The following is a 15,175-nucleotide window of genomic DNA, read 5'->3' as shown; positions in this document are numbered from 1 at the left end:
CGGGGAAACCCTTTCCTCAGGTCGTGCTTGGCGGGAGCGGTGCGACCCTCAGGTCGTGCTCGCGGTACGGCGCTGGACCAGCACGGCGGCGACGATGATCGCTCCCTTGGCGATCTGCTGGACGTCGCTCTGCAGGTTGTTCAGGGCGAAGATGTTGGTGATCGTGGTGAAGATCAGGACGCCGAGCACGGAGCCGGTGATGGTGCCGCGGCCGCCGGTGAGGAGGGTGCCGCCGATGATGGCGGCGGCGATGGCGTCGAGTTCGTAGAGGTTGCCGTTGGTGTTCTGCCCGGAGCCGGACAGGACGATCAGCAGGAAGGCGGCGATGCCGCAGCACAGCCCGGACAACAGGTAGAGGTAGAGCCGCTGGCGGCGGACGTCGATGCCGGCCAGCCGGGCGGCCTCCGGGTTGCCGCCGACGGCGACCGTGCGGCGGCCGAAGGTGGTGCGGTTGAGGACCAGCCAGCCGATGACCGTGACGACGGCGAACACCATGACCAGCGGCGGGATGCCGAGCACGTAGGCGTCGCGCTCGCCGAGGTCGAGCACGGACGGCACGGTGACGATCTGCGTCTTGCCGTCGGTGATCTGCAGGGCGAGGCCGCGGGCGGAGGCGAGCATGGCGAGGGTGGCGATGAACGGCACCATCGCGCCGTAGGCGATGAGCACCCCGTTGACCAGGCCGCAGCCGACTCCGACGACGACCGCCGTGAAGAGGATCCCGGCGAAGCCGTACTCCTGCGTGGCGACGGTGGTGGCCCACACCGAGGCGAGGGCGACGATCGCGCCGACCGACAGGTCGATGCCGCCGGAGACGATGACGAAGGTCATGCCGACGGTGACGACGCCGATGACGGACGCCTGGGTGAGGACGAGTTGCAGGTTGCGGGTGTCGAGGAACTCGTCGGGTTTGGTGATGCCGCCGATGAGGACCAGCGCGGCGAGCACGCCGAGCAGGGAGAGGGTGCGGACGTCGGCGCGGACCAGTACCGCGCGCCAGGCCGGGGGCTGCGCCTGGGGCACCTTGTCGGTGCTGCTGTCCCGGGGCGGGGAGACGGGCTGCGTCATGACGCCGGGCTTCCTTCCATGACCAGGTCGAGTACGCGGTGTTCGTCGAGTTCGCGCGCGGGTGCCGTGTGGACGACCCGGCCCTCGCGCAGCACCAGGACGCGGTCGGCGAGGCCGAGCACCTCGGGCACCTCGCTGGAGACCAGCAGCACCGCGAGGCCCTCGTCGGCGAGGCGGCGGATGACCGCGTAGAGCTCGGCGCGGGCGCCGACGTCGACGCCTCGGGTGGGTTCGTCGAGCAGCAGCACCTTGCAGCCGCGCAGCAGCCAGCGGGCCAGGACGGCCTTCTGCTGGTTGCCGCCGGACAGGGTGCGCACCGGCGCCGACGGGTTGTCGGGCCTGAGCGACAGCTCGCGGGTGGCGGCCCGGGCGGCACCGAGTTCGGCGCCCCGGTCGATCCAGCCGCCGCGCGAGAAGCGGGACATGGAGGAGACCGACACGTTGCGGGTGACGGACTCCAGCATCAGCAGGGCCTGCGCCTTGCGCTCCTCGGGGGCGAGCCCGAGCCCGGCCCTTACGGCGGCCCGGACGCTGCCGGGCTTCAACGCCCGGCCGTCGACCAGCACCTGACCGCTCGTCGGTTTACGGGCGCCGTAGACGGTCTCCAGGATCTCGGAGCGGCCCGAGCCGACGAGTCCGGCGAGGCCCACGATCTCGCCCGGCCGTACCTCCAGGTCGAGCGTCTCGAACTCGCCCTGGCGGGACAGCCCTTGAACCTTCAGCACAGGCTCCCCGGACGGCGGGGCGACGGGCCGGTCGGGGAAGACGTACTCGACGTTGCGGCCGGTCATCAGGGCGACGACCTCACGGGTCGGGGTCGACTTCGCCGGGAGCCCGTTCGCCACGGCCCGGCCGTCCTTCAGGACGGTGACCCGGTCGCCGATGCGGCGGATCTCCTCCAGGCGGTGCGAGATATAGACGACGGCGACTCCGGCGGCGGTCAGGTCGCCGACGATGCGGAAGAGGTTGTCGACCTCGTCCGGGTCGAGGGCGGCGGACGGCTCGTCCATCACGATGAGCCGCACGTCGTGCGAGAGGGCCCGGGCCATCGACACGATCTGCTGCTGCGCCGCCGACAGCTCGCCGACGAGCCGGCCCGGGTCGATCTCGGCGTGGCCGAGCCGCTTGAGCAGGGCGGCCGTCGACTCCTTCGCCGCCTTGCCCCGGACGACGAAGCCGGCGGTGGTCGGCTCGTGTCCCAGGTGGACGTTCTCGGCGACCGACAGATGCTCCACCAGGTCGAGTTCCTGGTAGATGGTCGCGATGCCGAGGCGCATGGCGGAGATCGGCGAGCGGAGGGTGACGTCCTCGCCGCGCCAGCGCAGGCGGCCGGTGTCGGGCTGGTGGGCGCCGGCCAGGACCTTGATGAGGGTCGACTTGCCGGCGCCGTTCTGGCCGAGCAGGCAGTGCACCTCGCCGGCCACGACGTCGAGGTCGACGCCGTCGAGGGCCCGGACTCCGGGGAACGACTTGGTGATGCCGGACATGCTGAGCAGCGGTGGTTCTGGTGCCATGAGGTCCCCTTGGCAGGCGTGCGGGCCGGTTCAGGGCAGGGCAGAGCAGGGCTCGGACCGAAAGCGTGGTGCCGACGTGCTGAAGTGCGCTTACGCGGGTGAGAACAGGTGGTCGCTGATGAGCCGGGCCGCGCCGGTGACGCCGGCGGCGGGTCCCAGTTCGCCCAGGACGATGGGCAGGTTGCCGGTCGCGAGCGGCAGGGACTGGCGGTAGACCTGGGTGCGGATCGCGGCGAGCAGGGTATGGCCGAGGCCGGTCACCCCGCCGCCGATCACCACCAGGCCCGGGTTGAAGAAGCTGACCAGGCCGGCGATGACCTGGCCGGTGCGGTTGCCGCCCTCGCGGATCAGCTCCAGCGCGGTGGCGTCGCCCGCGGCGGCCGCGGCGGCGACGTCGACGGCGGTGAGGCCGCCGTTCGTCTCCAGTCGCGAGGCCAGTTCGGCCGAGAGGCCCTGCTGGGCGGCCTCCAGGGCGTCGCGGGCGAGGGCCGCCCCGCTGAAGTGGGCCTCCAGGCAGCCCCGGTTGCCGCAGGCACAGGGACGTCCGTCGGGCACGGCCTGGATGTGCCCGATGTCGCCGGCGCTGCCCGTCGTACCGCGGTAGACCTCACCGCCGACGACGATGCCGCAGCCGATGCCGGTGCCGATCTTGACGCAGAGGAAGTCGGCGACGGTGCGGGCGACGCCCGCGTGCTGCTCCCCCATCGCCATCAGGTTCACGTCGTTGTCGACCATGACCGGGCAGCCGAGTTCCTGGCTGAGCGCCTCCCGCACGGGGAAGCCGTCCCAGCCGGGCATGATCGGCGGTGCGACCGGGATGCCCTCGGGGAAGCGGACCGGCCCGGGGACGCCGATGCCGGCGCCGTCGAACCCCTCCGCGAGCCCGGAGGCCCTCAGTTTCGCGGCCATGGCCAGGACCTGCTCGAAGACCGCGACCGGGCCTTCGCGCACGTCCATGGGGTGGTTGATGTGCCCGAGGGTCTCCAGCTCGGCGTTGGTGACGGCGACGTCGACCGAGGTCGCGCCGATGTCGACGCCGAGGAACCGGAGCTCGGGGTTGAGCCGGATGTTGTGGCTGCGGCGGCCACCGCGCGAGGCGGCGAGACCGTCGGCCACGACCAGCCCCGTCTCCAGCAGCCGGTCCACCTCCACGGCGAGCTTGGACCGCGAGAGGTCGACCTGGTCGCCCAGCTGGGCACGGGAGTTGGGGCCGCCGTCGCGCAACAGCTTGAGTAGTCGGGCCTGATGGGCGTTCCCGGGTCGTGCGGTCATGCGTCTCACGAGCCCCTCCCCGCCTCGATCGGCCTGTGCGCGCCGGTTTTCCGCCACATCGGTGGCTTGCTTTCGGAGGGAACGTAGCAGCGGCTGCCGAGGGTGGGAAGAAGTCGCGCAGGAATTGCCCCCTACTTTTTCCACTCACAGGACAAAGGCGAGGAGTGCGGCCCTTACCTCGCAGGTAATCGACCGTGGGTGCGGGCCCGGGTCAGGCTGGGCCCTCGTCCTGGTCGCCCTGTCGGGAGGTCCCGAATGTCCGACGCCCCTGCCCTGGAAGCCCTGTTGCGGGCGGTGCCCTTCGCCGGTGAGCTGGGCATCGCCCTGGAGGAGGCCGCCCCCGCGCGGGTCGAGGCCGCGCTCGCCTGGACCCCGGAGTTGTGCACGGTGGGTGGCGTCCTGCACGGCGGCGCGCTGATGGCACTGGCCGACACGGCCGGCGCGGTGTGCGCGTTCCTCAATCTGCCGCCGGGCGCGAGCACCTCGACGGTCGAGTCGAAGACGAACTTCTTCCGCGCCGTGCAGTCGGGCACCGTCCGCGCCGAGGCGCACCCCGTGCACGTGGGCCGCTCCTTCATCGCGGTCCGGACGGACCTGCGCGACGAGAGCGGCACTCTGGTGGGCCAGACGACACAGACCCAGGCGGTGCTGACGGGCGCGGGCCGCACCGACGCCGGTGCGGCCCGCGCCCGGTGAAGGCCTCAGGAGCGGGCGCGCGCGTGGTACGACCGTCGTGTGTGCTCGGTGTGTTCACGCATCAGCTGGGTCGCCCGCTGCTCGTCCCGGGCGGCGACCGCCGCGATGAGTTCGCGGTGTTCGATCCAGGACTGGTGGCCGCGCTGGCGGGCCACCGGCGTGTAGTACCAGCGCACGCGCCGGTCGACCTGGGCGGCCAGTTCGGCGAGGACGGCGTTGCCCGCCAGCTCCATGATCTTGGCGTGGAAGCGGGCGTTCATGGCGACGGCCCCGTCCACGTCGTCGGCCTCGACGGCCTGCTCGCCCTCCGCGCACAGCGCCTCCAGGGCGGCGATGCCCGCGCTGTCGGCGCACGCCGCCGCGAGCCGGGCCGCCTCGGCCTCCAGCAGCGTACGGACCGTGAGGAGCTGGTCGGCCTCCTCCTCCGTCGGCTCGTGCACGAACGCGCCCTGGGCGGGCCGCAGATCGACCCACCCCTCGGTGTTGAGCCGCTGCAGCGCCTCGCGCACCGGCTGCCGGGAGACCCCGAGATGTCCCGCGAGCTCGCTCTCGACGAGGTGCTGGCCGGGCTGGAGCGCACGGGTGGTGATGAGTTCGAGCAGTGCCTCGTACACACGGTCGCGCAGCGGACCCGGGCGTTCCAGCTTGGGTACCGCCCCCTGGGGCAGGCCTGTCGACAGCATCGCGGTCCCCCTCCTCGGCAGGGCCCTGCACAGCGCGGCGGAATCCGGTGTCGCCGCAGAGTCAGTATCGATTGTCTTTCGTCTACAGTCTACGGCTCACAGGGACCAGCGCTTCGGGGAGTTGACCGCGTCACACCGCGGCGGAGCCAGCGGAACCGACGGAGCGGCGGGGCTCAGGGGCAGCGGACGACCTGTCCGGCGTAGGAGAGGTTCCCGCCGAACCCGAACAGCAGGACCGGGTCGCCCGTCGAGACCTCGCCCCGCTCGACCAGCTTGGAGAGGGCCAGCGGGATGCTCGCGGCCGAGGTGTTGCCGGACTCGGTGACGTCGCGCGCGACGACGGCGTTCACGGCGCCGATCTTCTCGGCGAGGGGTTCGATGATGCGCAGGTTCGCCTGGTGCAGCACGACCCCGGCGAGGTCCGCGGGCTCCAGTCCGGCCCGCTCGCACGCCCGGCGCGCGATGGGCGGCAGCTGTGTGGTCGCCCAGCGGTAGACGCTCTGCCCCTCCTGGGCGAAGCGCGGCGGCGTCCCCTCGATCCGCACGGCGTTGCCCATCTCGGGCACGGACCCCCACAGCACCGGCCCGATGGCGGGCTCGGCGGCGGCCTCGACCACCGCGGCTCCGGCCCCGTCCCCGACGAGCACGCACGTGGTGCGGTCGCTCCAGTCGGTCACCTCGGACATCTTGTCGGCGCCGATGACCAGCACCCGGCTCGCGCCCCCCGCGCGGACGGCGTGGTCGGCGGTGGCGAGGGCGTGGGTGAAGCCGGCGCACACGACGTTGAGGTCCATGGTGGCGGCCTGCGGGATGCCGAGGCGGGCCGCGACCCGGGCGGCCGTGTTGGGCGAGCGGTCGACGGCGGTGGAGGTGGCGACCAGCACCAGGTCGATGTCGGCCGGGGCCAGTCCGGCGCCCGCGAGGGCCTTGGCGGCGGCGTGCGCCGCCAGTTCGTCGACCGGTTCGTCGGGGCCCGCGATGTGGCGGGTACGGATCCCCACCCGGCTCCTGATCCACTCGTCACTGGTGTCCACCAGGCCCGCCAGGTCCTCGTTCGTGAGCACCTTGGCGGGCTGGTAGTGGCCGACGGCGGCGATGCGCGAGCCGTTCATGTGGGCAGGTCCCCCTCGTTGCCTTGGGTAGCGGATCCACCAGTCTGATCAGTGACTCGCGGGTACGACGGCAGCCAAGGCGACAGGAAACGGCCGCCCGCGTTGTCAGCTTCCGTCAGCGCCCCGGACACCCGGCAAGCCGTCGAACACCTAGCCGGTGAACAGCTGCGTCGCCTTGCGGACCAGTTCGTACAGCCCGTAGGCGAGCGGCACGCCCACCCACGTCCAGGCGAAGGCGATGAGCCACCGCCGGTCCGGGCTAGGCGGACTCTGACTGCTGGGGCTCGACATGCGCGGCCTCCTTCGGTGCCGGGATGTGGTGACGCGGGTGGACGGGCCGGACGAGTTCGTTGGCGACGAAGCCGACGACGAGCAGCCCGATCATGATGACGAACGACAGCCCGTACAGGGACGCGCCGTGCCTGCCCGCCTCCTCCTGCCGGTCGGCGATCCAGTTCACGATCAGCGGGCCGAGGACCCCGGCCGTGGACCAGGCGGTGAGCAGCCGCCCGTGGATGGCCCCGACCTGGTGCGTGCCGAACAGGTCCTTCAGATAGGCCGGAACGGTCGCGAATCCGCCGCCGTAGAAGGAGAGGATCACCAGCGCGCACAGGATGAACAGCGGCTTGGAGGAGTCGCCGAACAGGGCGATGAGGGCGTACATCAGGGCGCCGACGCCGAGATAGACGCGGTAGATGTTCTTGCGGCCGATCAGGTCGGACGTCGACGACCAGCCGATGCGGCCCGCCATGTTCGCCGCGGACAGCAGCGCGACGAAGCCTGCTGCGGCGGTCACCGAGACCGGTGTGGAGGTGTCCGCGAAGAAGTCCGTGATCATCGGCGCGGCCTTCTCCAGGATGCCGATGCCCGCGGTGACGTTCATGCAGAGCACGATCCACAGGAGCCAGAACTGCGGGGTGCGGATGGCCTGGTTCGCGGAGACCTGCGGGCCGGTGAGGGCTTGTCGCGCCGTTCCCCGCGCCCCTGGGGCAGCACGCGGGACCCTGACCAGAAGCACACCCAGCAACATGAAGACGGCGTACGACAGCCCGTGCACGAGGAAGGCGAGCGCGATGCCGGAGCTGTCGGACCCGAACGACTCCAGCATCTGCGCCGACCAGGGCGAGGCGATGAGCGCGCCGCCGCCGAAGCCCATGATGGCGATGCCGGTGGCCATGCCGGGCCGGTCCGGGAACCACTTGATCAGGGTGGAGACGGGCGAGATGTAGCCGATGCCGAGGCCGACGCCGCCGACGAAGCCGTAGCCGAACACGATGAGCCAGTACTGCTCCAGGGCGGCGCCCAGCGCGGAGAGCAGGAAGCCGGAGGAGAAGCAGACCAGGGCGACGGTCATCGCCCAGCGCGGGCCCTTGCGCTCCACGAGCGTGCCGCCGAACGCGGCGGACAGGCCCAGCATGACGATGCCCAGCTGGAAGGGCAGGGCGCTCTGCGTGCCGCTGAGGCCGAGCGCGGACTCGAGCGGCGGTTTGAACACGCTCCAGGCGTAGGCCTGGCCGATGGAGAGGTGTACGGAGAGAGCGGCGGGCGGGACGAGCCAGCGGCTCCAGCCCGGCGGCGCGACGGGGGGACTCATGAACCCCGGACGGTAGGGATCCGCACGGCAGTTGAGAAGGCGGCGCGTCGACCGTATGCGATGAGCGGTATCCGGCATGCGCCGAACGGTCGGCGTACGGACCCTTGCCGCCCCAACCTCCATACTGTAGACAATATTTCGTCGACACAAGCCGTGCGCGAGCCGGACACCAGTCGCACGGCCGCCCTTCGGCAGTCACCTCCGCGGTATCCCTCAAACCGAACGGAGTGTTCCCGTGAAAGTCGCAGTTCTCGGCGCCGGTGCCATCGGCGCCTACGTCGGCGCCGCGCTCCACCGCGCGGGCGCCGACGTGCATCTCATCGCCCGTGGACCGCATCTGGCGGCCATGAGGCAGCACGGAGTCCGGGTGCGCAGCCCACGCGGCGACTTCACCGCGCACCCCCACGCGACCGACGACCCGGCCGAGGTCGGCCCGGTCGACTACGTCTTCCTGGGCCTGAAGGCCAACGCGTACGCGGCGTGCGGGCCGCTGATCGCGCCGCTGCTGCACGACACCACGGCCGTCGTGGCGGCCCAGAACGGCATTCCCTGGTGGTACTTCCACCGGCACGGCGGCCCGTACGACGGCCACCGCATCGAGAGCGTGGACCCGGACGGCGCGGTCAGTGCGGTGCTCGCGCCCGAACGGGCCGTCGGCTGTGTCGTCTACGCGGCGACCGAGCTGGAAGGGCCCGGGATCATACGGCACCTGGAGGGCACGCGGTTCTCGATCGGCGAGCCCGACCGCAGCCTGTCCGGGCGGTGCCTGGCATTCTCCGAGGCCATGCAGGCGGGCGGCCTGAAGTGCCCGGTCGAACCGGACCTGCGGGGCGACATCTGGGTCAAGCTGCTCGGCAACATCTCCTTCAACCCGATCAGCGCGCTGGCCCGCGCGACCATGCGGCAGATGTGCCTGCACGGCGGCACCCGCAGGGTCATCGAGGTCATGATGACCGAGACGCTGGCGGTGGCGAACGCCCTGGGCTGCGAGGTCGGCGTCTCCATCGAGCGCCGGCTCGCGGGTGCCGAGCGGGTCGGCGACCACCGCACCTCCACGCTCCAGGACCTGGAGCGCGGCAAGCCGCTCGAACTCGACGTGCTGCTCGCGGCGGTCGTCGAGCTGGCGGAGATCACCGGCGTGGACGTGCCCACCCTGCGCACCGTGCACGCCATCTCGGACCTGCTCGCGCTGAGGAGCGCCGCATGAGCAAACGCGATCGAACCCCGAAGACCTACACACGGCTCACCCATCCGCTGGTGAGGGACTCGCGCGACGAGCCCTTCCGCCGGGCGAGCTGGGAGGAGGCCCTGGACCGCGCGTCCCGTGGACTGGCCCGCAACCGCGACGCGTTCGGCATGTTCTCCTGCGCCCGGGCGACGAACGAGATGAACTACGTCGCGCAGAAGTTCGCCCGGGTCGTCATGGGCACCAACAACGTCGACTCCTGCAACCGCACCTGCCACGCCCCGAGCGTGGCCGGGCTGTCGGCGGCGTTCGGGTCGGGCGGCGGGACGTCGTCGTACGAGGAGATCGAGCACACCGACGTCATCGTGATGTGGGGCTCCAACGCCCGCTTCGCGCACCCGATCTTCTTCCAGCACGTGCTGAAGGGGATCAGGAACGGCGCCCGGATGTACGCGGTCGATCCGCGCCGGACGTCGACCGCCGAGTGGGCGGAGAGCTGGCTCGGGCTGAACGTCGGCACGGACATCCCGATGGCGCACGCGATCGGCCGCGAGATCATCCACGCGGGGCTCGCCAACGAGGCGTTCATCGAGCGCGCCACCACCGGCTTCGAGGAGTACAAGGCGCTGGTCGAGCCCTGGACGCTGTCGCTCGCCGAGAAGGTGACGGGCGTCCCGGCCGCGGCGATCCGGGAGCTGGCCCACGCCTACGCCCGGGCCGAGCGCGCCCAGTTGTGCTGGACGCTCGGCATCACCGAGCACCACAACGGCACCGACAACGTCCGCGCCCTGATCAACCTGTCCCTGCTCACCGGGCACGTCGGCCGCTACGGCTCCGGCCTGCAGCCGCTGCGCGGGCAGAACAACGTGCAGGGCGGCGGTGACATGGGCGCGATCCCCAACCGCCTGCCCGGCTTCCAGGACATCCTCGACCCGGACACGCGGCTGAAGTTCGAGTCGGCCTGGGACACCGTCATCCAGCCGCACTACGGCCTGAACCTCACGGAGATGTTCGAGGCGATGGAGGACGGCTCGCTCAAGGCCGTCTACTGCATCGGCGAGAACCCGGCCCAGTCGGAGGCCGACAGCGAGCAGGCCGTGCGGCGGCTGAAGGCGCTCGACTTCCTGGTCGTGCAGGACATCTTCCTCACGAAGACGGCCGAGCTGGCGGACGTCGTCCTGCCCGCCACGGCCGGCTGGGCGGAGACCGAGGGCACGACCACCAACAGCGAGCGCCGCGTCCAGCGCGTCCGCAAGGCCGTCACCCCGCCCGGCGAGGCCCGCGAGGACATCGACATCATCTGCGACCTCGCGGCCCGCCTCGGCCACGACTGGAAGTACGCCGACGCCGAGACCGTGTGGAACGAGCTGCGGTCCGTCTCCCCCGACCACTACGGCATGACGTACGAGCGGCTGGAGGAGCACCAGGGCATCCAGTGGCCCTGCCCCAGCACGGACGGACTGGAACCGACGTACCTGCACGGCAGGTTGTGGGACCCCGACCCCGCGAAACGCGGCCGGCTCGCGCCGTTCGGGATCGTGCAGCACGACCCGCCCGTGGACCTCACCGACGAGCGGTACCCGATCCGGCTCACCACCGGGCGGCGGCTCGACTCGTACAACACCGGTGTGCAGAGCGGCGGTTACGCCTCCCCGCTGCGGCGCGGCGAGTACATCGAGCTGTCCCCGGAGGACGCCGAGCGCTACGGGGTGGTCGTCGGCGAGGAGGTCCAGGTCACCTCGCGGCGCGGGTCGGTGACCGCACCGGTGTGGGTGGACCCGGCGCTGCGGCCCGGGCTCGCCTTCATGACCATGCACTTCCCCGACGAGGTGGACACCAACCAGCTGACGATCGAGGCGAACTGCCCGATCGCGGGGACGGCGGAGTTCAAGGCGTCGGCGATCCGGATCGAGAAGCTGCCCATCGCGACCATCGTGGGGTGACGCACCGTGGACCTGCACTTCGGCGACAGCAAACCGACGGACGAGGAACGGGCGGCCGTCGACGCCCTGCTCGGGCCACCGGAGTCCTCCTGGGAGGGCGCCGACCGTTCCGACGCGGACCTGAGGTGGGCCCGGGGCGGGCGTGCGGCCCGCGACCGCCGTGACCTGCTGTTGCCGGGGCTGCACGCGATCAACGACCGGGTCGGCTGGATCAGCGACGGCGCCCTGGACTACCTGTGCCGGCGGCTGACGGTGCCACCGGCGGAGGCGTACGGGGTCGCCACCTTCTACGCCATGTTCTCCGTCAAACCGCGCCCGGCGACCGTGCTGCACGTGTGCACGGACCTGGCGTGCGCGGCGGCCGGGGCGCCGCAGCTGTGCGCGGGGATCGAGGAGCGGCTGGGCCCGGGCAGCGGGGTGAGCGTGGAGCGCAGCCCGTGCCTGGGCCTGTGCGAACGCGCCCCGGCGGCACTCGCGGTCAAGGCCGGTGACCCGGTCCGTACGGCGGTGTCGGCTCCGGCGACCGTCGAGGAGGCCGTCCTCGCCGCGAGCGCCCCGGACTCGGCGCCGGAGGAGCCCCCGGCCGCGCTGGCGGTGCCCCAGGCCGGCCAGGACGGCCTGATGCTGCTGCACCGCGTCGGCGTGGTCGACCCGGCGTCCCTGGACGACTACCGCGCCCACGGCGGCTACACGGCCCTGCGCCGGGCCTTCGAGCTCGGTCCGGCGGGGGTCATCCGCGAGGTCACCGACTCAGGCCTGGTCGGGCGCGGCGGCGCCGCCTTCCCCACCGGACGCAAGTGGCAGGCCACGGCGTCCCAGCCGGACCATCCGCACTACCTCGTCTGCAACGCCGACGAGTCGGAGCCCGGCACCTTCAAGGACCGGGTGCTGATGGAGGGCGACCCGTACGCGCTGATCGAGGCGATGACGATCGCCGGGTACGCCACGGGCGCCCACCGGGGCTACCTCTACCTGCGCGGCGAGTACCCGCGCTCGCTGCACCGCCTGGAGCACGCCATCGCCCAGGCACGCGCGCGCGGGCTGCTCGGCGACGACGTCCTCGGCCAGGGCTACGCCTTCGACATCGAGATCCGGCGCGGCGCGGGCGCCTACATCTGCGGTGAGGAGACGGCCCTGTTCAACTCCATCGAGGGCTACCGCGGCGAGCCCCGCTCCAAGCCGCCGTTCCCGGTGGAGAAGGGCCTGTTCGGCAGGCCGACGGTGGAGAACAACGTCGAGACGCTGGTCAACGTCCTGCCGATCCTGACCATGGGCGCCCCGGCGTACGCGGCGATCGGCACCCAGCGGTCCACCGGGCCCAAGCTGTTCTGCGTGTCCGGGTCCGTGGAGCGGCCCGGTGTCTACGAGCTGCCGTTCGGCGCGACCCTCGGTGAGCTGCTCGCGCTCGCCGGGGTGCGGGACGGGCTGCGGGCGGTGCTGCTCGGCGGCGCGGCCGGCGGTTTCGTCCGGGCCGACGAGCTGGACATCCCGCTCACCTTCGAGGGCACGCGCGAGGCCGGCACGACCCTGGGCTCGGGGGTCGTCATGGCCTTCGACGACACCGTGCCCCTCCCCCGGCTGCTGCTGCGCATCGCCGAGTTCTTCCGGGACGAGTCGTGCGGGCAGTGCGTGCCCTGCCGGGTCGGGACCGTGCGGCAGGAGGAGGCGCTGCACCGGATCGCGGAGCGCACGGGTGCCGCCGCCGCGGGCGACATCGCCCTGCTCAGGGAGGTCGGCCGCGCGATGCGGGACGCCTCGATCTGCGGTCTCGGGCAGACCGCCTGGAACGCCGTGGAATCCGCCATCGACCGTCTGGGGGCGTACGAATGACCGTCACACCGCTGGGGATCCCGCGCCGGCTGCTGGAGTTCACCCTCGACGGGCAGGAGACCCGGGTCCCCGAGGGCTCGACGATCCTCGACGCCTGCCGGGCGGCGGGCAAGGACATCCCGACCCTGTGCGAGGGCGACACCCTGCGGCCGAAGAACGCCTGCCGGGTCTGTGTCGTCGAGGTCGAGGGGTCCAGGACGCTCGTCCCGGCCTGCTCCCGCAAGGCCGAGCCGGGCATGGAGGTCCGCACGGACACCGAGCGCGCCCGGCACAGCCGGAAGATCGTCCTGGAGCTGCTAGCGTCCTCCGTCGACCTGTCGACCACGCCCCGGGTCGCCGAGTGGCTGAAGGAGTACGAGGCGAAGCCGGACCGCTTCGGCCCGGACGCGGCCCGGCTCAACGAGGAGCCGAAGGTCGACAACGAGCTGTACGTGCGCGACTACGACAAGTGCATCCTCTGCTACAAGTGCGTGGACGCCTGCGGCGACCAGTGGCAGAACACCTTCGCGATCTCGGTCGCGGGGCGCGGTTTCGACGCCCGGATCGCGGTGGAGCACGACGCGCCGCTGACCGACTCGGCGTGCGTGTACTGCGGCAACTGCATCGAGGTGTGCCCGACGGGCGCGCTGTCCTTCAAGTCGGAGTTCGACATGCGCGCGGCGGGTGCGTGGGACGAGTCGAAGCAGACGGAGACGACGACGGTGTGCGCGTACTGCGGAGTGGGCTGCAACCTGACGCTGCACGTGCAGGACAATGAGATCGTGAAGGTCACCTCGCCGCACGACAACCCGGTGACCCACGGCAACCTCTGCATCAAGGGCCGCTTCGGCTACCAGCACGTACAGAACCGGGGCTGATCAGGACATGGGACGAGTCACGGAACGACGCAAGGTGCTCCGCATCCGGGACGGGGCCGTCTCGAGCCGCCCGGACACGCTCGTCGCCGAGGAACCCCTGGAGATCCGGCTGAACGGCAAGCCCCTGGCGATCACCATGCGCACCCCCGGCGACGACTTCGCGCTGGCGGCGGGCTTCCTGGTGAGCGAGGGCGTGCTGGGCGGGCAGCGGGACCTGCGGAACATCGTCTACTGCGCCGGGGCGACGACAGACGGCTCGAACACGTACAACGTGGTCGACGTGCAGACGGCCCCGGGGGTAGTGATCCCCGACATCACCCTGGAGCGGAACGTCTACACGACCTCCTCCTGCGGGCTGTGCGGCAAGGCCTCGCTGGACGCGGTGCGCACCACGGCCCGCTGGCCCATCGCCGACACCCCGCCGGTCCGGGTCACCCCCGAACTGCTGGCGAGCCTGCCCGACCGGCTGCGCGCCGCCCAGCGGGTCTTCGACCGGACGGGGGGCCTGCACGCGGCGGCCCTGTTCTCCGAGGAGGGCGAGCTGCTGGACGTCCGGGAGGACGTGGGCCGGCACAACGCGGTCGACAAGCTGGTCGGCCGGGCCCTGCAGAACGGGGGGCTGCCGCTGTCGCGGGCGGTCCTGCTCGTGTCGGGCCGGGCCTCCTTCGAGCTGGCGCAGAAGGCCGTGATGGCCGGCATCCCGGTCCTGGCGGCGGTGTCGGCGCCGTCGTCGCTGGCGGTGGACCTGGCCGCCGAGACGGGCCTGACGCTGGTGGGCTTCCTGCGGGGCGCCTCCATGAACGTGTACGCGGGTGAGGACCGCATCGCTCTGCGGGCCGCGGCCGCCCAGGGCTGAGCAGGTTCGTCCCGCTGCACGGCGGCGGGGCCCCGACCGGCGGGGAGCGCCCCCTGCGCCGCAGGGGCCCCGTCTCGGCCTGCCCGGGGCGCGGCGCCTAGTCGGCCGTGCCGGATATCCGCAGCAGCATGCCCGTGAACTGCTCGCGTTCGGCCGGTGTCAGGGGCGCGAGCAGTTCGTCGTTGGCGGCGCGGGCCGCCCTCTCGCAGCGCTTCAGCAGCCGGGCTCCCCGAGCGGTGAGGGACACCGCGTTCTTGCGGCGGTCCTTCGGGTCCGGCTCGCGGACGACCAGGCCGGCCGCCTGGAGGTCGTCGAGGATGCCGACCAGGTCCTTGGGGTCCAGCCGGATCCCGCGGCCGAGGTCGGCCTGGGCGACGGGCCCGAGGTCGCGGACGGCGGACAGCACCACGTGGTGCCACATCCGCATGTCCTGCTCGGCCAGCGCCTCGGCCACCAGGGCGCGGCCCCGGGCGGCGGCGCGGCCGAGGAGCCAGCTGGGCAGGGAGCGGATCGCGGGGAGGGGGGCTTCCGACATGGCCGCAGCCTAACCAAGAAATCGTTGGT

The 15,175-nt window shown here is 72.0% G+C and carries 14 protein-coding genes; 6 read left to right on the top strand and 8 right to left on the bottom strand.

The annotated features are described in order from the left end of the window. Positions 1 to 48: 48 nt before the first annotated feature. From ABZ386_RS10325 to ABZ386_RS10315, 3 genes are all read right to left on the bottom strand, one after another. A complete protein-coding gene (locus ABZ386_RS10325; protein WP_351343050.1) occupies positions 49 to 1,068 on the bottom strand; it encodes an ABC transporter permease in 1,020 nt (339 codons plus the stop codon). After that, complete coding sequence (locus ABZ386_RS10320; RefSeq protein WP_358964542.1) at positions 1,065 to 2,582, bottom strand: sugar ABC transporter ATP-binding protein; 1,518 nt, start codon at positions 2,580 to 2,582, stop codon at positions 1,065 to 1,067. The genes ABZ386_RS10325 and ABZ386_RS10320 overlap by 4 nt, the downstream gene beginning before the upstream one ends. 90 nt (positions 2,583 to 2,672) lie before the next feature. Beyond that, positions 2,673 to 3,854, bottom strand: coding sequence for an ROK family transcriptional regulator (locus tag ABZ386_RS10315; protein WP_351343054.1), 1,182 nt, complete (start codon positions 3,852 to 3,854; stop codon positions 2,673 to 2,675). Positions 3,855 to 4,109: 255 nt separating this feature from the next. On the opposite strand from ABZ386_RS10315, the gene ABZ386_RS10310 reads away from it, so the two are divergent. After that, positions 4,110 to 4,550: a PaaI family thioesterase gene (locus ABZ386_RS10310; protein ID WP_356503325.1), complete on the top strand. Its 441-nt coding sequence runs from the start codon at positions 4,110 to 4,112 to the stop codon at positions 4,548 to 4,550. A gap of 5 nt (positions 4,551 to 4,555) precedes the next feature. Here ABZ386_RS10310 and ABZ386_RS10305 read toward each other — a convergent pair whose 3' ends face one another. The 4 genes from ABZ386_RS10305 to ABZ386_RS10290 all read right to left on the bottom strand — a co-directional run bounded on the left by ABZ386_RS10305 (position 4,556) and on the right by ABZ386_RS10290 (position 7,939). Beyond that, on the bottom strand, positions 4,556 to 5,233 hold the full coding sequence (locus ABZ386_RS10305; protein WP_351343058.1) for a GntR family transcriptional regulator: 678 nt from the start codon (positions 5,231 to 5,233) through the stop codon (positions 4,556 to 4,558). A gap of 173 nt (positions 5,234 to 5,406) precedes the next feature. Continuing rightward, on the bottom strand, positions 5,407 to 6,345 hold the full coding sequence (locus tag ABZ386_RS10300) for a beta-ketoacyl-ACP synthase III (protein ID WP_114256389.1): 939 nt from the start codon (positions 6,343 to 6,345) through the stop codon (positions 5,407 to 5,409). A gap of 150 nt (positions 6,346 to 6,495) precedes the next feature. Beyond that, a complete protein-coding gene (locus ABZ386_RS10295; protein WP_190050259.1) occupies positions 6,496 to 6,636 on the bottom strand; it encodes a hypothetical protein in 141 nt (46 codons plus the stop codon). Further along, positions 6,605 to 7,939 carry an OFA family MFS transporter gene (locus ABZ386_RS10290; protein WP_358964540.1) on the bottom strand — a complete coding sequence of 445 codons (1,335 nt, stop codon included), beginning with the start codon at positions 7,937 to 7,939 and terminating at the stop codon, positions 6,605 to 6,607. The genes ABZ386_RS10295 and ABZ386_RS10290 overlap by 32 nt, the downstream gene beginning before the upstream one ends. Positions 7,940 to 8,174: 235 nt before the next feature. On the opposite strand from ABZ386_RS10290, the gene ABZ386_RS10285 reads away from it, so the two are divergent. The 5 genes from ABZ386_RS10285 to fdhD are packed head-to-tail and all read left to right on the top strand — an operon-like array spanning position 8,175 to position 14,611. Next, entirely contained in the window at positions 8,175 to 9,146 is a 972-nt protein-coding gene (locus tag ABZ386_RS10285) for a 2-dehydropantoate 2-reductase (RefSeq protein ID WP_358964538.1), read from the top strand. Continuing rightward, positions 9,143 to 11,068, top strand: coding sequence for a molybdopterin-dependent oxidoreductase (locus ABZ386_RS10280; RefSeq protein ID WP_356615822.1), 1,926 nt, complete (start codon positions 9,143 to 9,145; stop codon positions 11,066 to 11,068). The genes ABZ386_RS10285 and ABZ386_RS10280 overlap by 4 nt, the downstream gene beginning before the upstream one ends. Positions 11,069 to 11,074: 6 nt before the next feature. Continuing rightward, a complete protein-coding gene (locus tag ABZ386_RS10275; protein ID WP_358964536.1) occupies positions 11,075 to 12,898 on the top strand; it encodes an NAD(P)H-dependent oxidoreductase subunit E in 1,824 nt (607 codons plus the stop codon). Next, positions 12,895 to 13,755 (top strand): 2Fe-2S iron-sulfur cluster-binding protein, encoded by an 861-nt coding sequence (locus ABZ386_RS10270; protein WP_358964534.1) that lies wholly within the window; start codon positions 12,895 to 12,897, stop codon positions 13,753 to 13,755. The genes ABZ386_RS10275 and ABZ386_RS10270 overlap by 4 nt, the downstream gene beginning before the upstream one ends. Before the next feature lie 7 nt (positions 13,756 to 13,762). Next, the gene (gene fdhD, locus ABZ386_RS10265; protein ID WP_355723170.1) at positions 13,763 to 14,611 is read left to right on the top strand and encodes a formate dehydrogenase accessory sulfurtransferase FdhD; all 849 of its coding nucleotides are present in this window, start codon (positions 13,763 to 13,765) and stop codon (positions 14,609 to 14,611) included. A 97-nt stretch (positions 14,612 to 14,708) separates the two neighbouring features. On the opposite strand, the gene ABZ386_RS10260 is transcribed toward fdhD, so the two are convergent. Then, complete coding sequence (locus ABZ386_RS10260; protein ID WP_351343073.1) at positions 14,709 to 15,146, bottom strand: MarR family winged helix-turn-helix transcriptional regulator; 438 nt, start codon at positions 15,144 to 15,146, stop codon at positions 14,709 to 14,711. Positions 15,147 to 15,175: the final 29 nt, after the last annotated feature.

The organism is Streptomyces sp. NPDC006140 (assembly GCF_040628815.1).
GTDB lineage: Bacteria > Actinomycetota > Actinomycetes > Streptomycetales > Streptomycetaceae > Streptomyces.
The sequence above is the reverse complement of the archived record's forward strand: the minus strand, read 5'-3'. Positions and strand labels throughout refer to the sequence as shown.